The sequence below is a fragment of the Bradyrhizobium sp. JR4.1 genome, assembly GCF_040548605.1.
In the GTDB taxonomy this organism is placed as follows: Bacteria; Pseudomonadota; Alphaproteobacteria; order Rhizobiales; family Xanthobacteraceae; genus Bradyrhizobium; species Bradyrhizobium canariense.
Genome location: NZ_JBEPRY010000014.1, coordinates 95,264 through 115,061 on the forward strand (window position 1 = coordinate 95,264; position 19,798 = coordinate 115,061).

General features: G+C 63.9%; 22 protein-coding genes. 13 read left to right on the forward strand and 9 right to left on the reverse strand.

What is annotated here, in order from left to right:
- Positions 1-31 precede the first annotated feature (31 nt).
- From ABIB90_RS25130 to ABIB90_RS25150, 5 genes are all read left to right on the forward strand, one after another.
- Positions 32-1,492, forward strand: a complete 1,461-nt coding sequence (locus ABIB90_RS25130) for a form I ribulose bisphosphate carboxylase large subunit (RefSeq protein ID WP_027516500.1) — start codon at positions 32-34, stop codon at positions 1,490-1,492.
- Positions 1,493-1,503: 11 nt separating this feature from the next.
- Entirely contained in the window at positions 1,504-1,911 is a 408-nt protein-coding gene (locus tag ABIB90_RS25135; RefSeq protein WP_007594833.1) for a ribulose bisphosphate carboxylase small subunit, read from the forward strand.
- A gap of 98 nt (positions 1,912-2,009) precedes the next feature.
- Positions 2,010-2,945: a CbbX protein gene (cbbX, locus tag ABIB90_RS25140; protein WP_354161988.1), complete on the forward strand. Its 936-nt coding sequence runs from the start codon at positions 2,010-2,012 to the stop codon at positions 2,943-2,945.
- A complete protein-coding gene (rpe, locus tag ABIB90_RS25145) occupies positions 2,942-3,679 on the forward strand; it encodes a ribulose-phosphate 3-epimerase (protein WP_354161985.1) in 738 nt (245 codons plus the stop codon). Before cbbX ends, rpe begins: the two co-directional genes overlap by 4 nt.
- 225 nt (positions 3,680-3,904) lie before the next feature.
- On the forward strand, positions 3,905-4,117 hold the full coding sequence (locus ABIB90_RS25150) for a hypothetical protein (RefSeq protein WP_354127340.1): 213 nt from the start codon (positions 3,905-3,907) through the stop codon (positions 4,115-4,117).
- A gap of 114 nt (positions 4,118-4,231) precedes the next feature.
- Here the strand turns inward: ABIB90_RS25150 and ABIB90_RS25155 are convergent, their stop codons facing one another.
- The gene (locus ABIB90_RS25155; protein ID WP_007594814.1) at positions 4,232-5,068 is read right to left on the reverse strand and encodes a universal stress protein; all 837 of its coding nucleotides are present in this window, start codon (positions 5,066-5,068) and stop codon (positions 4,232-4,234) included.
- 209 nt (positions 5,069-5,277) lie between these two features.
- Between ABIB90_RS25155 and ABIB90_RS25160 the strand changes: the two genes are divergently transcribed.
- A complete protein-coding gene (locus tag ABIB90_RS25160; RefSeq protein WP_354161981.1) occupies positions 5,278-6,816 on the forward strand; it encodes a Do family serine endopeptidase in 1,539 nt (512 codons plus the stop codon).
- A gap of 266 nt (positions 6,817-7,082) precedes the next feature.
- Positions 7,083-7,445 (forward strand): hypothetical protein, encoded by a 363-nt coding sequence (locus tag ABIB90_RS25165; protein WP_007594801.1) that lies wholly within the window; start codon positions 7,083-7,085, stop codon positions 7,443-7,445.
- Positions 7,446-7,451: 6 nt separating this feature from the next.
- On the opposite strand, the gene ABIB90_RS25170 is transcribed toward ABIB90_RS25165, so the two are convergent.
- Entirely contained in the window at positions 7,452-7,769 is a 318-nt protein-coding gene (locus tag ABIB90_RS25170; protein ID WP_354161978.1) for a DUF6496 domain-containing protein, read from the reverse strand.
- A gap of 85 nt (positions 7,770-7,854) precedes the next feature.
- On the reverse strand, positions 7,855-8,049 hold the full coding sequence (locus ABIB90_RS25175; protein WP_007594797.1) for a DUF3072 domain-containing protein: 195 nt from the start codon (positions 8,047-8,049) through the stop codon (positions 7,855-7,857).
- Between the two features lie 115 nt (positions 8,050-8,164).
- On the opposite strand from ABIB90_RS25175, the gene ABIB90_RS25180 reads away from it, so the two are divergent.
- Positions 8,165-8,386, forward strand: a complete 222-nt coding sequence (locus ABIB90_RS25180) for a hypothetical protein (RefSeq protein WP_007594795.1) — start codon at positions 8,165-8,167, stop codon at positions 8,384-8,386.
- An 18-nt stretch (positions 8,387-8,404) separates the two neighbouring features.
- A complete protein-coding gene (locus ABIB90_RS25185) occupies positions 8,405-8,614 on the forward strand; it encodes a hypothetical protein (protein WP_354161974.1) in 210 nt (69 codons plus the stop codon).
- Positions 8,615-8,743: 129 nt separating this feature from the next.
- Here ABIB90_RS25185 and ABIB90_RS25190 read toward each other — a convergent pair whose 3' ends face one another.
- Both ABIB90_RS25190 and ABIB90_RS25195 read right to left on the reverse strand, forming a co-directional pair.
- Complete coding sequence (locus tag ABIB90_RS25190) at positions 8,744-8,992, reverse strand: hypothetical protein (protein WP_007594791.1); 249 nt, start codon at positions 8,990-8,992, stop codon at positions 8,744-8,746.
- Between the two features lie 95 nt (positions 8,993-9,087).
- Complete coding sequence (locus tag ABIB90_RS25195; RefSeq protein WP_007594789.1) at positions 9,088-9,345, reverse strand: hypothetical protein; 258 nt, start codon at positions 9,343-9,345, stop codon at positions 9,088-9,090.
- 138 nt (positions 9,346-9,483) lie between these two features.
- Between ABIB90_RS25195 and ABIB90_RS25200 the strand changes: the two genes are divergently transcribed.
- Positions 9,484-9,705, forward strand: a complete 222-nt coding sequence (locus tag ABIB90_RS25200) for a hypothetical protein (protein ID WP_007594788.1) — start codon at positions 9,484-9,486, stop codon at positions 9,703-9,705.
- Here the strand turns inward: ABIB90_RS25200 and ABIB90_RS25205 are convergent.
- On the reverse strand, positions 9,702-11,192 hold the full coding sequence (locus ABIB90_RS25205) for an HWE histidine kinase domain-containing protein (protein ID WP_354161970.1): 1,491 nt from the start codon (positions 11,190-11,192) through the stop codon (positions 9,702-9,704). The two genes, ABIB90_RS25200 and ABIB90_RS25205, sit on opposite strands and share 4 nt — an antisense overlap.
- 13 nt (positions 11,193-11,205) lie before the next feature.
- On the reverse strand, positions 11,206-17,493 hold the full coding sequence (locus tag ABIB90_RS25210; RefSeq protein ID WP_007594784.1) for a HAMP domain-containing protein: 6,288 nt from the start codon (positions 17,491-17,493) through the stop codon (positions 11,206-11,208).
- Between the two features lie 275 nt (positions 17,494-17,768).
- Here ABIB90_RS25210 and ABIB90_RS25215 point away from each other — a divergent pair, with 275 nt between their 5' ends.
- Positions 17,769-18,065 (forward strand): hypothetical protein, encoded by a 297-nt coding sequence (locus ABIB90_RS25215; RefSeq protein WP_354161967.1) that lies wholly within the window; start codon positions 17,769-17,771, stop codon positions 18,063-18,065.
- Positions 18,066-18,070: 5 nt separating this feature from the next.
- On the opposite strand, the gene ABIB90_RS25220 is transcribed toward ABIB90_RS25215, so the two are convergent.
- On the reverse strand, positions 18,071-18,583 hold the full coding sequence (locus ABIB90_RS25220) for a DUF4142 domain-containing protein (protein ID WP_354161964.1): 513 nt from the start codon (positions 18,581-18,583) through the stop codon (positions 18,071-18,073).
- 95 nt (positions 18,584-18,678) lie between these two features.
- On the opposite strand from ABIB90_RS25220, the gene ABIB90_RS25225 reads away from it, so the two are divergent.
- Together ABIB90_RS25225 and ABIB90_RS25230 are read left to right on the forward strand one after the other, a co-directional pair.
- On the forward strand, positions 18,679-18,873 hold the full coding sequence (locus ABIB90_RS25225) for a hypothetical protein (RefSeq protein WP_354161961.1): 195 nt from the start codon (positions 18,679-18,681) through the stop codon (positions 18,871-18,873).
- A 314-nt stretch (positions 18,874-19,187) separates the two neighbouring features.
- On the forward strand, positions 19,188-19,394 hold the full coding sequence (locus ABIB90_RS25230; protein WP_007594775.1) for a hypothetical protein: 207 nt from the start codon (positions 19,188-19,190) through the stop codon (positions 19,392-19,394).
- Positions 19,395-19,531: 137 nt separating this feature from the next.
- On the opposite strand, the gene ABIB90_RS25235 is transcribed toward ABIB90_RS25230, so the two are convergent.
- Positions 19,532-19,780, reverse strand: a complete 249-nt coding sequence (locus ABIB90_RS25235) for a hypothetical protein (RefSeq protein WP_354201562.1) — start codon at positions 19,778-19,780, stop codon at positions 19,532-19,534.
- Positions 19,781-19,798: the final 18 nt, after the last annotated feature.

Below are 19,798 nucleotides of genomic sequence, written 5' to 3' on the forward strand. Positions count from 1 at the left end.
TCATTCAGAGAGAGAAGAGCAGGAGAGAGCTATGAACGCACACGCAGGAACCGTCCGCGGCAAGGAAAGATATCGATCGGGCGTGATGGAATACAAGCGCATGGGCTATTGGGAGCCTGACTATGTGCCAAAGGACACCGATGTCATCGCGCTGTTCCGCGTCACGCCGCAAGAGGGCGTCGATCCGATCGAGGCGTCGGCCGCTGTCGCCGGCGAATCCTCGACGGCGACCTGGACGGTGGTGTGGACCGATCGCCTGACCGCCGCGGAGAAGTATCGCGCAAAATGCTATCGCGTCGATCCGGTGCCGGGCACGCCGGGCTCGTATTTCGCCTACATCGCCTATGACCTCGACCTGTTCGAGCCGGGCTCGATCGCCAACCTCTCGGCCTCGATCATCGGCAACGTGTTCGGCTTCAAGCCGTTGAAAGCGCTGCGTCTGGAAGACATGCGCTTCCCCGTCGCTTATGTGAAGACGTTCCAGGGACCGGCAACCGGCATCGTGGTCGAGCGCGAGCGGCTCGACAAGTTCGGCAGGCCGCTGCTCGGCGCCACCGTCAAGCCCAAGCTCGGGCTTTCGGGCCGCAATTACGGCCGCGTGGTCTACGAGGCGCTGAAGGGCGGGCTCGACTTCACCAAGGATGACGAGAACATCAACTCGCAGCCGTTCATGCACTGGCGCGACCGCTTCCTCTATTGCATGGAGGCGGTGAACCGCGCGCAGGCGGCCTCCGGCGAGGCGAAGGGCACCTACCTGAACATCACCGCGGGAACGATGGAGGACATGTACGAGCGCGCCGAGTTCGCGAAGGAGCTCGGGTCGTGCATCGTCATGATCGACCTCGTGATCGGCTACACCGCGATCCAGTCGATGGCGAAATGGGCGCGTCGCAACGACATGATCCTGCATCTGCATCGCGCCGGTCACTCGACCTACACGCGGCAGAAGAGCCACGGCGTGTCGTTCCGTGTCATCGCCAAGTGGATGCGGCTTGCCGGCGTCGACCACATCCATGCCGGCACGGTGGTCGGCAAGCTCGAAGGTGATCCGAACACTACGCGCGGCTATTATGATGTTTGCCGCGAGGACTTCAACCCGACCAAACTCGAACACGGTCTGTTCTTCGACCAGTCCTGGGCGAGCCTGAACAAGATGATGCCGGTCGCCTCCGGCGGCATCCATGCCGGCCAGATGCACCAGCTGCTCGACCTGCTCGGCGAGGACGTCGTGCTGCAGTTCGGCGGCGGTACCATCGGCCATCCCATGGGCATCGCGGCCGGCGCGATCGCCAACCGCGTGGCGCTGGAAGCGATGATCCTCGCCCGCAACGAGGGCCGCGACTATGTCCACGAAGGTCCGGAGATCCTGGCCAGGGCGGCCGAGACCTGCACGCCCCTGAAAGCCGCACTCGAGGTCTGGAAGGACGTCTCCTTCAATTATGAATCCACCGACACGCCGGACTTCGTGCCGACCGCGCTCGAAACCGTTTGAGGAGATTTGACATGAAGCTGACCCAAGGCTGCTTCTCGTTCCTTCCAGATCTGACCGACGACCAGATCACCAAGCAGGTGCAGTATTGCCTGACCAACGGTTGGGCGGTGAACATCGAGTTCACCGACGATCCGCATCCCCGCAACACCTATTGGGAGATGTGGGGCCTGCCAATGTTCGATCTCCAGGACGCCGCCGGCGTGATGATGGAGCTCGCCGAATGCCGCAGAGTGTATGGCGACCGTTACATCCGTCTCAGCGGCTTCGACTCCAGCCACGGCTGGGAGTCGGTGCGGATCTCGTTCATCGTCAACCGCCCGCCGCAGGAGGCCGAGTTCGAGCTGGTGCGGCAGGAGGTGGGCGGACGCGCGATCCGCTACACCACCGTGCGTCGGCAGCCCGCGCACGCGCCAACCTAACTCATTCTCCTCCGCGCGGAGCACTCCCTGCTCCGTTTCCTTGGCGGACCACTGCTTCGCCGCTCCCCCGCGGCGAAGCCCTTTTCTTCGAGGTGCCGATGCTGGATGTTCCCCACGCCATGACCACTGAGCCCGGCGAGACCAGTTTCGATCTCCGCAAGGAGGCCGAAGCGGCTGGAATCACCGGCACGCTGCAACAGCTCGAGCAGGAGCTGATCGGATTGAAGCCGGTGAAGAACCGCGTGCGCCAGATCGCGTCGCTCTTGCTGATCGAACGTATCCGGCAGCGTGCGGGACTGGCTTCGTCGCCGCCGACGCTGCACATGTCGTTCACCGGAAATCCCGGCACCGGCAAGACGACCGTTGCGCTCCGCATGGCAAAGATCCTGCACGGCCTCGGCTTCGTGCGGCGCGGGCAGGTGATCTCGGTGACGCGCGACGATCTCGTCGGCCAGTATATCGGCCACACCGCGCCGAAGACCAAGGAGATCCTGAAGAAGGCGATGGGCGGCGTGCTGTTCATCGACGAGGCCTATTATCTGCACCGTCCCGACAACGAGCGCGACTACGGCCAGGAGGCGATCGAGATACTGCTCCAGGTGATGGAGAACCAGCGCGAGGACCTCGTCGTCATCCTTGCCGGCTATGGCGAGCGAATGACCAGCTTCTTCGCCTCCAATCCCGGCTTCCGCTCGCGCATCGCCCATCACATCGACTTTCCGGACTATGCGGAAGCCGAGCTGCTTGTCATCGCCGAATTGATGCTGAAGGAACGGGGTTATCGCCTCTCGGCGGCGGCGCGCGAAGCTTTCGAGAAATACATTGCGCTACGCCGGACCCAGCCGTTCTTTTCGAATGCACGCTCGATCCGCAATGCCGTCGACCGCATCCGCCTGCGGCAGGCCGATCGCCTGGTATCCGATCTCGATCGCATGCTCGAGATCGCCGACCTCGAAACGATCGATGCCATGGACGTCCTGGCGAGCCGCGTGTTTAGCGGCGTTGCGGACGCGCAGGGGAGTGCGAAGCCATGACCAGAGAAATCCTCATCGCGCCGTCGATCCTGGCTGCGGATTTCGCCCGCCTCGGCGAGGAGATCGCGGCGATCGACGCTGCGGGTGCCGACTGGATTCATTGCGACGTCATGGATGGGCATTTCGTTCCGAACATCAGTTATGGCGCGGACGTCATCAAGGCGATCCGGCCGCTGACGAAGAAAATATTCGACGTGCATCTCATGATCGCGCCGGCCGATCCCTATCTCGAGGCGTTCGCGAAGGCCGGCGCGGATGTCATCACGGTGCATGCCGAAGCCGGTCCGCATCTCGATCGCTCGCTCCAGGCCATCCGCGCGCTCGGTAAGAAAGCCGGTGTCAGCCTGTGTCCCGCCACTCCCGAAAGCGCGATCGAATATGTGCTCGATCGTCTCGATCTCGTCCTGGTGATGACGGTCAATCCGGGCTTTGGCGGCCAGTCCTTCCTGGAGTCCCAGCTCGAGAAGATCGGGCGTATTCGAAGCATGATCGGCGACCGGCCCATCCGGCTCGAGGTTGACGGCGGCATCACGCGCGACAATGCCGCTGCCGTGGCCGCTGCGGGTGCCGATACGCTTGTGGCGGGCTCCGCCGTGTTTCGCGGCAAGAGCAGCGCAGACTATGCCGGCAACATCGCCGCCATCCGCGCTGCTGCGGAAGCCGGCAGGGTTCCGGAGCTGCAACATAGTGCGGCGCAGACGATCCGGACCGGTGAGCCCGCGCTCATCCGGTAGGCTATGGGATACAGGCGGAGCGAGCCGGTACCCGAATGGGCTGTGCCAGGGCCTGCCACTTTCCACCAGACATATTGAGTCCGCGCTGATTGGAACTTTCGGCGCAACACGCGTTTGCCTAGAAGCGGGTCAAGCGCGCGGCGGGCGCAGCAAATCTTTTGCACAACCGCCATCGCCCTGACGCAAATAAGGGCAATAAGCTCTGTGAATGCGAGGGAGGGTCTCATGGACAACGTACGTCGCTATCGCGCGCTAGCGTCCCTCTGTCGTCAGCAGGCCGCCTACCGGCCGCTCCAGAGTTGGGAACTGCTCGGCCAGGCCGAACATTTCGAATATCTCGCCGAAGTCGAACTCAAGGCGCATTTCGACGCGTGCAATGCGCAACACGACGAGGACGGCGTCGAGGCCTCGGCGTGGGAGAGGCCCGCCGCGGCGTGACGGGCCAACCTGTTCGAATATGACCCGAACTTGCCGACGCCGGCACCGCTCAAGGACGAGGTTGTCGGCCCGAACGACAGGTCTTGTGACCGGCCCGACCTGGTCGTCCCTCGATTAATGCGACATCAGCGTCGGAACGGTCATGGCTTCCAGCATGGCGCGGGTGACACCGCCGAGGAACCGCTCCTGCAATCGCGAATGGCCGTAGCCGCCCATGACCAGAAGATCGAGGTTCTCATCGGCTGCCAGCGACAGCATGGTCGGCTGAATGTCGGAGCGCGCCGCCGACAGGTTGACGGTGCGGGTCGACAGTCCGCGCCGGCCGAGATGCCTTGCCAGATTGCGCGTCGAGACTTCGTCGGGAACCATATCTGTTTCGTTGATCGCAATGATCACGATCTCCTCGGCGCGAGCCAGGAATGGTGCGGCGTCGCGCATGGCGCGCGCGGCGAGGCGGCTGCCATCCCAACAGATGCCGATTCGTTTCGCCTTGAACGCTCCATGGAAGGTGTAGGGCAGGAAAAGCACCGGCCCGCCCGCCTGGAACAGGATCTCGCGGGGCACATCGTTGTCGAGTGAGCCTTGCGCCGGATCCGGCTGGAGCACGATGCTGAGATCGTGCAGCCGCGCCATCTCGCCAAGCAACCCGACCGCATCCCCCGGCATCGCTCCGAGTGGGTGGCATGTGTAGGAAATGCCGGCGTTCATCGCTTCGCTCTTGAACACCGCGAGCGCCGCCTCGGCCCGCTCCACTGCGCTTTCGCGCTCCATCTCGAACACCGCCGCCACCGCGGCGCCGCCCTCCATCACGTAGGCCGCGCTGGTTGCCACATAGCCAACCGCGACTGCATCGAGATGGGCGTTGAGGCCCGCTGCGAGTGAGATCGAGCCATCGATCACCGGGCGCATCGGCCGCTCGGTAGGGATGTGGACGAGAATGTCTTTGTACATGACCGCCTCCGATGGACATCATCCGGTAGCTGCAGTCTTTCACGGTGCGCAGCGCCCGCGTTGAGCTGCATCAAACGTGCAGTCTCGACTTTTGGCCGTGTCGCCGGCCCCGGCTACTTTGCCAAGATTTAATCGCGTGGACGGGACGCTGTAAGGTGGCGACCACCATGTTGGGTCCAAGGCGACTTACCCAACATGGACATATCGACATGAACGATCACGTCAATTCCGACACCACCGCGTCCCGCAAGATCCTGAGACCGCGCCGGCTCGCGCTGCTCGGCACCGTGGCCGCGCTTGGCCTGGCCGTGCTGGCGACTGCCCCCGGCTCTTCGCCGTTCGGCGCGAACTCCTTCATTGCGCCCGCCCAGGCCGCGGAGAGCGCCGCGACACCGCCGGGCTTCGGCGACCTCGTCAGCAAGGTCAAACCCGCCGTCATCTCGGTCCGGGTCAGGATCGACCAGGACAACGACAAGAGCGCGATGCTGCAACAGAACCGGATGGATTCGGACGAAGCATCGCCGTTCGACCAGTTCTCACGGCAATTCGGCTTCCGCGGCCCGGGTGGCATGGAAGGCATGCCGCGCCAGCACCGCCAGATGATCACGGGTGAGGGCTCCGGCTTCTTCATCTCAGCGGACGGCTACGCCGTGACCAACAACCACGTCGTCGATCACGCCGAGTCGGTGCAAGTGACGATGGACGACGGCGCGATCTACAGCGCGAAAGTGGTCGGCACCGATCCGAAGACGGACCTCGCGCTGATCAAGGTCGAGGGAAAGAAGGATTTTCCGTTCGTCAAATTCTCCGACCAGAAGCCGCGTATCGGCGACTGGGTGGTCGCGGTCGGCAATCCCTTCGGCCTCGGTGGCACCGTGACCGCCGGGATCGTCTCGGCCAGCGGTCGCGACATCGGCAACGGTCCCTATGACGACTTCATCCAGATCGACGCGCCGATCAACAAGGGTAACTCCGGCGGCCCGGCCTTCGACATGAATGGCAACGTGATCGGCGTGAACACTGCGATCTTCTCGCCCTCCGGCGGCTCGGTCGGCATCGGCTTCGACATTCCGGCCTCGACCGCAAAGCTCGTCGTCGCACAGTTGAAGGACAAGGGCGCGGTCACACGCGGCTGGCTCGGCGTGCAGGTGCAGCCGGTGACGTCGGATATCGCCGACAGCCTCGGCCTCAAGGAGGCGCGCGGCGCGATCGTCGACAATCCGCAGGACGGCAGCCCGGCAGCGAAGGCGGGCATCGAGGCGGGCGACGTCATCACCGCCGTCAATGGCACCGCGATCAAGGATTCCCGCGATCTCGCCCGCACCATCGCCACCCTGGCGCCAGGCACGTCCGTGAAGCTCGATGTCGTCCACAAGGGCGACAACAAGACGGTGACACTGGCGCTCGGCGAGTTGCCGAACGAGCGGCAGGCTAGAGCCGACGAGGGCAAGTCGCAGCCAGATGCCGGCATGCCGCCGCGTCTCGGCCTCAGCCTGGCTCCGGCCGGGGACGTCCAGGGCGCCGGCCAAAAGGGCGTCGTCGTCACCGAAGTCGATCCGCAAGGGCCGGCCGCGCAGCGCGGCATCCAGACCGGCGACGTCATCCTCAATGTGGGGGGCAAGGCCGTCGCCAATATCGGCGATGTCCGTTCGGAGCTGGCGCAGGCGAAATCGTCCGGCAAGCGCAGCGTGCTGCTGCAGGTCAGAAGCGCGCAGGCGACCCGGTTCGTGGCGGTGCCGCTCGCATAAGTCGAACGTCGATCGGCGCAACTCCAAAAAGGCGGCCTACGGGCCGCCTTTCCTGTTCGCCTTCAGGATTTCGGATGCCCGCCGATAACATTCTCGTTAACGGCAGGGAGGATGACCCGGTTCGTCCGAAAAAGCCGTGTTCGTTCATCACAATTACGGATCTCGTATGGACTCGGCGGCAATGAAGCCGCCGACGATTGCAAGCGTGGAACTTCGAACTTGCCGCCGCTGAGCCGGCCGGCAATTCGTATTTGATCGGTGCCGACATGGATCGATTGAAGCTCTCGCTGACGGCTGCGCTGCTCGTGGCGCCGTTCGTGCTGTGGGGCGGAAACGCTCTCGGGCGTGACGACGGCCGCTACGCGGACTCACCTCTTAAGCCGTGGTTCGACGGCCTGCGCAGCCATCTCGGTCCGTGCTGCTCGGATGCGGACGGGTTTGCCGTCGCCGATCCCGATTGGGACTCGCACAATGGACATTATCGCGTGCGGCTCGACGGCGAATGGGTCGAGGTACCGGACGAAGCCGTGATCACCGAGCCGAACCGGGCCGGCCGCACCATGGTGTGGCCGGTGAAGACCGCGTTCGGCGTGTCGATCCGCTGCTTCATGCCGGGCAGCATGATCTGACGGAGGTCAGCGCGACCGTTTGGAAGATTTGCGCTTCGACGTTTTCTTCGAACTCTTCTTCGAAGTCTTCTTGGATGTTTTCCGAGATGTCTTCTTTGACGTCTTCTTGGACGACTTCCGTTTCGCTGCTTTCTTCGGGACCTTCTTGCCCTTCTTGCGCGCTTTCGACAGGCCGATCGCGATCGCCTGCTTGCGGCTCTTCACGCGTCCGCCTCGACCGCCAAGTCCGCTTTTCGCGGTCCCCTTCTTGTAGCGCTTCATCTCGCCTTCGACATCGCTGCCGGAGCTGCGCGAGTAGCGGCGCTTCTTTGCCTTGCGTGCCATGCATGTTCTCCCTTGGCCTGGGAAAACAATCCGAGACAGGCATAGTTCCGAAAGCGCAAGCAACGTCCCGGATACGCGGCCTAGCCTAGAACGAATCCGCCAGCTCGATCTCCGCTTCCAGCACCTGAATGCGCCGCGCTGCCTCGCTGGAGGACAGATCCCGCGCATATTGCGCGGGTTGATACGCCTCTTCGCTCAGCCGTTTCAGCCGGAGGCCCTGCGCCCGCGTCATCTGCTCGGTGAGGAAAGCTTTGGCGTCGTATCTACCCTGAACCTGCATATCGCTTCTCCCTTCTGAAATCGTGACTTGACTATATGTTCTTATTTTGTTCTAACAAGTCATGGACAATAGAATTAATGAAATTCGACGTAAAATCAGCGCCTTGAGGTTGGAAATGGCCGATATCGAGGTGTCCGTCCGCGAACTCGTCGAGCGCGATCGCGACTGCACGGAGAAGGCCCTGGCGCAGATGGATCTGCGCCGGAAAATCAATCTGCTGATCGGCGAATGGAAGGCTGCAGGTGGCGGCGATGTCCTGCCGAATGTCCGCGATAGGATGCGCCTTCGTTCCGCGAAGGCAGCAGGTAGTCCTCTGCGCGTGGTCGCGCGCCGCTGAGAGCTTTGGGAGCGCACGGTGGGGGAAGACCCGGATGTGTACCGGATTCTAAAGCTGCGCGCCGAGATTCTCGAACTGGGCTCTGCCATCCGGCAGCTGCAACGCGAGGGGCTCGACGACGCCGCGGCCCAGCTCTTGATCGCCCGCAAGCGGGCACGGCTCGATCATCTGGTGAAATCAGATCCTGCGGGCGTCCACCCTGACATCCTGGGCAGCCATCGTAGCTGAGCCTTGGCGTAACGCGCGTGCGGGGCTCGTCGATACCGCATGTCGACGAAGCGGCCCGAGAAAAAGTTCGTTTGAACACCAAAGCAAAAGGCCCCGCGATCGCGGGGCCTTCATGATTTCGGGGAACACCTACTTGGTGTTGCTCATGCCGCCCTTGTTGTTCGTCATGGTGCCGCCCTGGTCGGAGCCGGGGCCGGAGCCGCCCTGACCGGAGGGATCAGCACCCTTGGAAGACTTGGTGTTGGCGCCCGTGGTGGTCTGCGACGATGACATCGAGGATCCGTGTTTTGCCTTGTGCGACTTGGCCTGCACGGCGAACGGTGCGGCGGCGAGGCCGGTTGCCAACATCACGGCAAGAGCGAGCTTGGTGGTCTTCATATGCGGGAACTCCCTGAGTTGAATTGACGCAGGCAGCCAACTGCCATTGGTCGCAGGAGTTCCGAACAAGGAAGTTCCGGTAAAGCACGCATCCTTCAAGATTGCTTGTCCTCTTCGAGGATGAATACGACCCCGGTCAGTGTTGCGCCGATCGCGAACGTCGTCACCAATGTGAGGGCGAAAACGACAACGGCCTGCCTTCCGCCGTGACTCAGCAAATTGGCGACGCCGGGATTGGACAGCACGAGCAAGAGGCTGAAAGCGAGCCCGAGGGCTGCGCCCATCATCGCGTGCGTCATCAGCTTGACGAGCCCGCTGGGAGAGATCAGGTCCGACGACTTCTTCGCGCGCATGGAACTCTATCCCAATCCCGCATGAAACGCCTGCGACACGCGCCGGTTCCACCCGCATGAAGGAATCGTTATCGCCCGCTTCATCCGACGTTCATGCCGGGTGGGCGAGAATGACCCTGCAACACGGGAACATTCGATATGGGTAAGGTGGTCTTTCTCTATCGCTCTCTGGCTTATCGCAACGCCGCTGCGGACATCCTCCGCAAAGCGCGCAAACTGCCCCGCGGCGCGGAGCGAAGCGCGGCGCGCCGCTATGCCAAGGCGCTGCGCGATCTCGCCCAAACGGAAGCCTGGCTCGAAGGGCGGGTCGCGCGCGAACCGCAAACGACGCAGCGCAGGAAGAGTGCGGCCTCCGGTTAACCGGACGCGCGCTGCAATTCGGCGGAGCTCGCGGCTTCGAAGTTTCCGGGCGCAGTCGTCGCGGCAGTCTTGCGGACCAACGGCACCTCGAGCCGGCACAACAGACCCTCGGCGCGCCAATCGAATCGCGCCTGCCCGCCGAGCTGGGACTCGACGCTCGCAAGCAGGCTCCGCGTACCAAAGCCGCGGGATTTCGGCGTCATGACAAGCGGGCCGCCGGATTCCTCCCACGTCAGCGTGAGCAGCTCGTCCTCGACCTGCCAGTCGATCGCGAGCCGTCCCGTCCGCGTCGAGAGCGCGCCATACTTCGCCGAGTTGGTGAAAAGCTCGTGCAGCGCCAGCGCCAGCGTCTGGGCGGTCGCCGGCAGCAACTGAACTTCGGACCCCGCCAATTTGATCTGGCCGCCGAGGGAATAGGGCGCAAGCTCCTCGTCGATCAGCTTCGAGAGTTCTGCGCCCTGCCAGCTCGACAGCGACAGGATCGTATGCACGCGCGCCAGTGCATTGATGCGTCCCTCGACGGCGCTGACATAGGCTTTGACCTCGTCGGCGCGGGTGAGGCGCACAATCGATTGCGCCAGCGCCAGCGCATTCTTGGCGCGATGATCGACTTCCCGCGCCAGGAGAGTCTGCCGTTCCTCGGCGCGCTTGCGTTCGGTGATGTCCACCGTCACGCCGCTGACGCGCATGACCCGACCGCTATCGTCAACCGTGGCGGCGGCCGTGCCGACACACCAGCGCACATCGCCGTCGGGCCGCACGATGCGGAACTCCGTTTCATAGGAGCGTGTGCCCTTGTTGAATTCGGCGATCGCCTTGCGCAACTGATCGACGTCATCCGGATGCAACAGCGCCTGAACGTTGGCCGGATTCACCGCGAAGCTCTCCGGGCCAACACCAAAGATGCGGTACTGTCCCTCGTCCCACATCCAGTCGCCGGTGATCCAGTCCCAGTCCCAGGAACCCATCTTGCCGGCGGCGATCGCCATACTGCGCCGCTCTTCGCTCTCGCGCAGCTTTGCAGTGGAATTCTCCAGCTCGGCGGTGCGTGCGCGCACGCGGTCCTCGAGATCCTGGTTCAGTCGTTCGAGTTCGCGCGTCTTGCGATAGAGCTCCGCAAACACCTTGACCTTGGCGCGCAGCACCTCCGGCACGACGGGGACCGGGACGTAGTCGACGGCGCCCATCTCGTAGCCGCGCAGGCGGTCGATGTCGCTGACTTGAATGGCCGAGATGAAGATCATCGCGGTCTTCTGGAAGCGCGGGTGCTCACGGATCATCGCGGCGAGCTCGAAGCCGTCGAGCTCGGGCATGCAGACGTCGACCAGGATCACCGCGATCTCGGTCTTGAGCAGCACCTCGAGAGCCTCGCGACCGGACGAGGCGATCACGAGGTTCTGGCCGAGATCCTTCAGGATCACCTCATAGGCGAGCAGCTTGGCCGGCTGGTCGTCGACGAGGAGGATGTTGACCTTTTCGTGGTCCATACGGGCATCCAACTCAGCGGTGCAGCCACATGCGGATTGCAAGCAGCAATTGATCGGTGTTGACGGGTTTGGCGAGGTAGTCGGACGCGCCGGCCTCGAGGCACTTCTCGCGGTCGCCCTTCATGGCCTTGGCCGTCAACGCGATGATCGGAAGACGGGCGAAGGTCGGATTTTCACGAATGACGCCGATGGTCTGATAGCCATCCATCTGCGGCATCATGATGTCCATCAGCACGATGGCGATCTCCGGGTTGGATTCGACCAAGGTCACCGCCTCGTTGCCGGTCGTGGCCGTCAGCACCTTCATGCCGCGCCGCTCCAGCACGCTCGACAGCGCGAAGATGTTGCGGGCGTCGTCGTCGACGAGCAGGGCTGTCTTGCCGATCAGGTCTTCGTCGGAACTGTTCAGCTTCTCGAGCATGCGCTGCTTCTCGACCGGCAACTCCGTGATCACGCGATGCAGGAACAGCGCGGTCTCGTCAAGCAGGCGCTCCGGCGATTCCACGCCCTTGACCACGATGCTTCGCGCCATGGTGTGGAGCTCCGCATCTTCCTCGGCCGACAGCTCGCGGCCGGTGAAGACGACGACCGGAACGTTCGAGAGCGCCTCGTCGTTGCGGATCTGGTCCAGCACCTCGAAGCCGGTCATGTCGGGCAGGCGCAGGTCGAGCACGACGCAATCACAGGGGGTCTCACGCAGCATCGAGAGCGCGTCGGCACCGGTGCCGGTCGTCACGATCTCGATGTCGTCGTGATGCAGGAGCTCGCGGATCGAGAGCTGCTCGGCCTCGTTGTCCTCGACGATCAGCAGCCGCTTGCGCCGCGGCCGCGCATATTCCTTGATCTGGGTCAGCGCGGCCGAGACGCCCTCGGTCGTCGTCGGTTTGTTGACGAAGGAGAAGGCGCCGCGCGCCAGCGCATGCTGGCGGTCCTCGTCGAGCGTGATGATCTGCACGGGGATGTGGCGGGTCAGCGGATTGTGCTTGAGCTGGCTCAACACGGTCCAGCCGAGCATATCCGGCAGGAATACGTCGAGCGACACGGCCCTCGGCTGGTACTGCTTTGCTAGCTCCAGCGCCTCCGCGCCGCGTGCGGCGACCAGCACCTTGAATCCCTTGTCGCGCGCGAGGTCGACCAGCACGCGTGCGTAGTGCGGGTCGTCCTCGACGATCAGGAGGATACTGTCGCCGGGTTCGAGGTTGAGCCGGTCGTCGGGAAGCTGCTCGATGACGCGCTGCGGTTCGGCTGTAGCGGGCTGCAGCGCCGGCGGCTGGCTTTGTTGGGGCGTCGCGCGGGGCGCGAGCGTCGGGCCGGAATATTTCAGCGGCAGGTAAAGCGTGAAGCACGAGCCTTTGCCCGGCAAGCTGCGCAGGTGGATCTCGCCGCCGAGCAGGCTTGCGAGCTCGCGGCTGATCGCAAGGCCGAGGCCGGTGCCGCCATATTTGCGGCTGGTGCCGGCATCCGCTTGCTGGAACGCCTCGAAGATCAGCTTCTGCTTCTCCAGGGGAATGCCGATGCCGGTATCGGACACTTCGAATGCGATCACGGCCGGCGCCGAGTTCAGTACGGGATGATCCGTGCCCCAGCCGCCGACCGCGGCGGCGACCTTCAGGCGCACTTCGCCCTCGGCGGTGAACTTGAAGGCGTTGGAGAGCAGGTTCTTCAAAACCTGCTGCAGGCGCTTGGAATCGGTGACGAGGCTGCGTGCGAGATTCGGATCGACGTCGATCTTGAACGACAAATTGCGGTTCTCCGCCTCGTGACGGAACGGCCGCCCGACCGTCTCGAGCAGGTTCGCGGTCAGGATTTCCTCGGCGTCGACCGTCACCGTACCGGACTCGATCTTGGAGAGATCGAGAATGTCGCTGATGAGATTGAGTAGGTCGGTGCCGGCGCCGTGGATGGTGCGGGCGAATTCGACCTGCTTGCCGGTAAGATTGCCGTCCGGATTGTCGGTGAGCTGCTGGCCGAGGATCAGGATCGAGTTCAGCGGCGTGCGCAGCTCGTGGCTCATATTGGCCAGGAATTCGGACTTGTACTTCGAGGTCAGCGCGAGCTCGGTCGCCTTTTCCTCCAGTGCGCGGCGGGCCTGCTCGATCTCCTGGTTCTTGCGCTCGACTTCGACGTTGCGCTCGGCGAGCTGCTGCGCCTTCTGTTCGAGCTGGTCATTGGTCTGCTGCAATTCGCGCTGCTGGGTCTGGAGTTCGCCGGCGAGCTGCTGCGACTGCTTGAGCAGGCCTTCGGTCTGCATTGTCGCTTCGATCGAGTTGAGCACGATGCCGATCGAGTCCGTGAGCTGCTCCAGGAAGGTCATCTGCGAGGTCGTGAAGGAGGTGAGCGAGGCGAGCTCGATGACCGCCTTGACCTGGCCTTCGAACAGCACCGGCAGCACCACGAGGTTCTTCGGCGCGACGCGAAGCAGCGCCGAATTGATCGGCACCACGTCGGGCGGAATGTCCGCAATTACGCGCGGGCGCCGGTCGAGCGCGCATTGGCCGATCAGGCCGTCGCCGAATGGCAGCACGCGCGGATACGGATAGACGCCGTCGCCGGCATAGGAGGCAAGCAGCAGGAGCCGCGGATTGTCTTCGTTCTCGACCTGATAGATCACGCCGGTATGCGCGTTCACCAGCGGCGACAATTCGGTCAGCAGCAGGCGACCGACAGTGGTGAGGTCGCGCTGGCCCTGAAGCATGTTGGTGAATTTCGCCAGATTGGTCTTCAGCCAATCCTGCTCGGTGTTCACGTCCGTCGTGAGACGGAGGTTGGTGATCATCGTGTTGATGTTGTCTTTCAGCTCCGCGACCTCGCCGCGGGCGTCGACCTGGATCGACCGCGTCAGGTCGCCCTTGGTCACGGCGGTCGCCACTTCCGCGATCGCGCGCACCTGCGAGGTGAGGTTGGCCGCCAGGAGATTGACGTTGCCGGTGAGGTCCTTCCAGGTGCCGGCGGCGCCGGGCACGTCGGCCTGACCGCCCAGCCGGCCCTCGACGCCGACCTCGCGCGCCACCGACGTCACCTGGTCGGCGAAGGTCGCGAGCGTCTCGGTCATGTTGTTGATGGTGTCGGCGAGTGCGGCGACCTCGCCCTTCGATTTCACGGTGAGGTTCTGCTTGAGATCGCCGTTGGCGACCGCGGTCACCACCTTGACGATACCGCGGACCTGCTCGGTCAGGTTCGCCGCCATGAAGTTGACGGTGTCGGTGAGATCCTTCCAGGTGCCGGCGACGCCGGGCACCTGGGCCTGGCCGCCGAGTTCGCCTTCGGTGCCGACCTCGCGCGCAACGCGCGTGACTTCGCCGGCGAACGCATTGAGCTGGTCCACCATGGTGTTGATGGTGTTTTTGAGCTCGAGGATTTCGCCCTTCACGTCGACGGTGATCTTGCGCGACAGGTCGCCGCGCGCCACCGCGGTGGTGACTTCGGCGATGTTGCGGACCTGGGTGGTGAGGTTCGCGGCCAGCAGGTTGACGTTGTCGGTGAGGTCCTTCCAGGTGCCGCCGACGCCGGGCACGACGGCCTGGCCGCCGAGCCGCCCCTCGGTGCCGACCTCACGTGCGACGCGTGTCACTTCCGCGGCGAAGGAGCGAAGCTGCTCGACCATGGTGTTCAAGGTGTCCTTGAGCAGCAGAATTTCGCCGCGCACGTCCACCGTGATCTTCTTCGACAGGTCGCCGCCGGCGATCGCGGTCGCGACCTCGGCGATGTTGCGGACCTGCGCCGTCAGGTTCGAGGCCATGAAGTTGACGTTGTCGGTGAGATCCTTCCAGGTGCCGGCAACGCCGGGGACTTCGGCCTGGCCGCCGAGCTTGCCTTCGGTGCCGACCTCGCGCGCGACGCGCGTCACTTCACCGGCGAAGCCGTTGAGCTGGTCCACCATGGTGTTGATGGTGTTCTTCAGCTCCAAAATCTCACCACGGACGTCGACGGTGATCTTGCGCGAGAGGTCGCCGCGCGCCACGGCAGTGGTGACTTCGGCGATGTTGCGGACCTGGGCAGTGAGGTTGCCCGCCATCGAGTTGACGCTGTCGGTGAGGTCTTTCCAGGTGCCGGCGACGCCGGGCACGTTGGCCTGACCGCCGAGCCGGCCTTCGGTGCCGACCTCGCGCGCGACGCGCGTCACTTCACCGGCGAAGCGGTTGAGCTGGTCGACCATCGTGTTCAGCGTGTCCTTGAGCTGAAGGATCTCGCCGCGCACGTCCACGGTGATCTTGCGCGACAAGTCGCCGCCGGCGATCGCAGTCGCGACTTCGGCGATGTTGCGGACCTGGGCGGTGAGGTTGCCCGCCATCGAGTTGACGCTGTCGGTGAGGTCCTTCCAGGTGCCGGCGACGCCGGGCACTTCGGCCTGACCGCCGAGCTTGCCTTCGGTGCCGACCTCGCGCGCGACGCGCGTGACTTCGCCGGCGAAGGCGTTGAGCTGGTCCACCATGGTGTTGAGCGTTTCCTTCAGCTGAAGGATTTCGCCTGACACGTTGACGGTGATCTTCTTCGACAAATCACCCTTGGCCACCGCAGTCGCGACCTCGGCGATGTTGCGGACCTGGCCGGTCAGGTTCGAGGCCATCGAGTTGACGCTGTCGGTGAGATCCTTCCAGGTGCCGGCGACGCCGCGCACCTGGGCCTGGCCGCCGAGTTTGCCTTCAGTGCCGACCTCGCGGGCGACGCGCGTGACTTCGCCGGCAAAGGCGTTGAGCTGGTCCACCATGGTGTTGATGGTGTCTTTCAGCTCCAGGATTTCGCCGCGGACATCGACCGTGATCTTTTTCGACAGATCGCCGCCCGCGACCGCGGTCGTCACCTCGGCGATGTTACGGACCTGCGCGGTGAGGTTCGAGGCCATCGAGTTGACGCTCTCGGTCAAGTCCTTCCACGTGCCCGCGACGCCTAGCACGTTGGCCTGGCCGCCGAGCCGCCCCTCGGTGCCGACCTCGCGCGCGACGCGCGTGACTTCGCCGGCGAAGGCGTTGAGCTGGTCGACCATGGTGTTGAGCGTTTCCTTCAATTGAAGGATTTCGCCCGAGACGTTCACCGTGATCTTCTTCGACAGGTCGCCGCTCGCGATGGCGGTGGCAACATCGGCGATGTTGCGGACCTGCGCGGTGAGGTTCGACGCCATGAAATTGACGTTGTCGGTGAGGTCCTTCCAGGTACCGGCGACGCCCGGCACCTGGGCCTGGCCGCCGAGCTTGCCTTCGGTGCCGACCTCGCGCGCCACGCGCGTCACTTCCGAGGCGAACGAGTTGAGCTGGTCCACCATGGTGTTGATGGTGTCCTTCAGCTCCAGGATCTCGCCGCGCACGTCGACCGTGATCTTGCGCGACAGGTCGCCGCGCGCCACGGCGGTGGTGACGTTGGCGATGTTGCGCACCTGCGCGGTGAGGTTGCCGCACATCGCGTTGACGCTATCGGTGAGATCCTTCCAGGTGCCGGCGACGCCTGGCACGATGGCCTGGCCGCCAAGCTTGCCGTCGGTGCCGACCTCGCGCGCCACGCGCGTCACTTCCGAGGCAAAGGAACGGAGCTGGTCCACCATCGTGTTGATGGCTTCCTTGAGCTGAAGGATCTCGCCGCGGACGTCGACCGTGATCTTTTTCGAGAGGTCGCCGTTCGCAACCGCGATCGTCACCTCGGCGATGTTGCGAACCTGGTTCGTCAGGTTGTTCGCCATCGAGTTGACGCTCTCGGTCAGATCCTTCCAGACGCCGGTCACCTCAGGTACCTGGGCCTGGCCGCCGAGCTTGCCCTCGGTGCCGACCTCGCGCGCCACGCGCGTCACTTCGGAGGTGAACACGCCGAGCTGCTTGATCATGGTGTTGACGATGGTCGCCGACTGCAGGAATTCGCCGCGCAAGGGACGCCCATCGACGTCGAGCTTGACGGTCTGGAGCAGGTCGCCCTGCGCCACGGCCGCGACCGCGCGCGTCACCTCGCGCGTCGGCCACAGCAAATCGTCGATCAGCGTGTTGACGGAGCCTTCCATGTCGGCCCAGGAGCCGGAGGCCAGCCCAAACTTTACGCGCTGCCGCGTCTTGCCCTCGCGGCCCACGACCTGGCCGACCAGTTCGAGCTGCTGCGCCATGCGCTGATTGGCGGCGATGATGTCGTTGAAAGTGTCCGCGAGCTTGCCGTCGATGCCGAGATAGTCGCCGCTCATGCGCACGGAGAAATCGCCGTTGCGCATGGCCTGCAGGGCGAGCAGCAATTCTGCCCGGGAATCGGGCTCCGACATGCCGTTGGTTTTTGGCTTTGGAACGCGACGACCGGAACGTGATGCAGATCCGGGATCGAGGTCGCTCATACTGATTCCCCCGCAGGCGTCGGCCGATTCCCAGGCGAGACGCGGTTTATCAAAATAGAGCGTCAGCCAAATTCGAAATCAAGCGCCAACGTGACGGCGCCAGGAAGTGGAACCTGCTTTGCTCAGCCCGATTAACCTAAGTGCGATCCCTCGGAATGGTTCCAGCCGGTTCCAGTATTTCCGGGCCGGCCGTTTGTTTTCAGCGACTTGGTTATCTGCCTTCCGGAACGGAGCGCCGGGCGTGCCGTTAGCCCGCAGATGGAGGGAGAGCGCACATGAAAGCAGGATTTGCCGTCATCGGGACCGTGATGTTGTTGGCCGGATCGGCGTTCGCGCAGGGCGGGGCCCCCAGCGGCCGTGGGGCCGTCACCGGCGATCCCGCCGCAAGCTCCGCCACGCCACGCGCGGACACACCAACTACGGGTACGTCGACCCGGCCTAACCCCAGCGGTAGCGGCACGTCGAGTTCGGGCGGCAAGGATGACAATGGGGATGCCGGCCGCGACAGGATGCCGGAGAGCAACCGCACCGTGCGGCCGGAGAGCCAGCAAAGTCATCCCAGCGACAAGTGAACGGTCTACTTGTCTGCCATGGTGCGCTCGGCGTCCTTGACCTGCGAGCGCAACATCGGGAGCTGCTCGCGCGCGAACGCTGCAAGCGCGGCATTGTCGGGTGCCTTGAGATAGCGTTCGAGCAAGTCGATGACAGATTCATACTCGGGAATCTGCGCGGCATAGAAGCTTCTGACGAAAGTGGGTCCGTCCGAGGTTTCGGGCTCGACCAGGCTCGCGCTCGCCGGGGTCGTCTTGGTGACGCGCGGTTCGGTGCCGATCGCCTCCTGAATTGGCTTCAGGGTCTTATCGCGCCGGGCCGCTTCTTCGGCACGCAGGGCGGCGAGGTTCTTGACCTCGGCATTGCCCTTGAGGTCGGTGCTCTCCAGCAGACCCTGCTGGAAGCGGCTGAAGCTGTAGAGATCGCTGATGGTCTCGGTTGCGGTCGGCGTGCGGCCGCCCGGCCTTCGCTCCCCAGTGCTGTCGGCAAGCGCTGCCGTGCTGACGAATGCCAAAACGATCGCGAGAAGAATCCGCATGGATATCCAAGGCGGACGGCGGTCGAAAGTTCCGCAGATGTTACGATCCGGTAAGGGCGGTTGCGACGCGACGGTTCCGTCCCCAATTCATACTGATGAAACAGTCCGAGATCTTCAGGAATAACGCCGACAACTGCCTCCAGCTCGCCGAGAGGGCCGAAGGGCAGCCGGCACACAATCGTTTTCTGCGCATGGCGAATGCGTGGACGGCACTTGCCGACGAGCAGGATTGGCTCGACGGCGAGGTGCCGCCCGTTCCAGCCCGCATCCGTCAAAAGCAGGATGCGTAACGCTCTCGTTTCGTGGATCTGCGTGTGAGACTGCTCACGGACAGCAAGCAGGATCATTCGTAACAGTCGATCGCGTTGATTTCCTATTCCAGGAGGTTTTTGCAATGGCTCCACGTCTGGCTCTTCTTTCGCTCATCCTCGCCTTTGGCGTGTCGGTCGCGTTCGCCACCGTGACGACAGTGCGGCAGGTGCATCACGAAAATGCATCGGCCCCGGTGCACTCAGCGCACAGTTAGCAGTCCGATCTCGCGGGCCGGAACCTTCGACGCTCCGGCGCGTAAGCGCTTCGAGACAGCAAAGAGGCGAGAGCTATCATGGCCCATTCCGACCAAGGCATCATCAGAGATCAGCGCGGTGAACAGCAGCCGCGGGACAAGCAGCGCGCGCAGACCGTGCACAAGTCGGAGCCAAAGGGCTCGCCCTCTCGTGAGGCTACGCGCGATCCCAAACTGAACGACAACAGCAAGACGCCTGGCTCCGGCATGGCGCCGGATGATTCCGGCGACGCCCCGAGCGGCTAATTCCATCAGGAACGAATTCGCACGCAAAGAGTCGAGGGATTGCTTCCGGCTGTCATGCCCCCGGTGATCCGGAAGCAATCTCCAAGGACGGCCCTGGCACCCCGTGCCGGGGCCGTTTGCTTGAGCATCAGGCTGGACTAATCCTCGGCGTCGCGGTGCGGATGCGGTTGCGTATGGCCGTCCGGGCCGCGCCCGAAAACCCCGAACCTGCTCGATTTGACATTAGGCCCTGCATCGACAGCGGCGGTGGCCAGGCCGAGCTTGAGGAGCTCGCGCACAGCCGCGGCTCGCGTCGGCATGCGATGTTTGAACCGGAAGTCGTCGACCGCGGCCAGTTCTTCCGGTGACAGCATGACCTGGAGCCGCTCGGCGCGAAGGTCGTTCATGATCAATCATCCAAAATG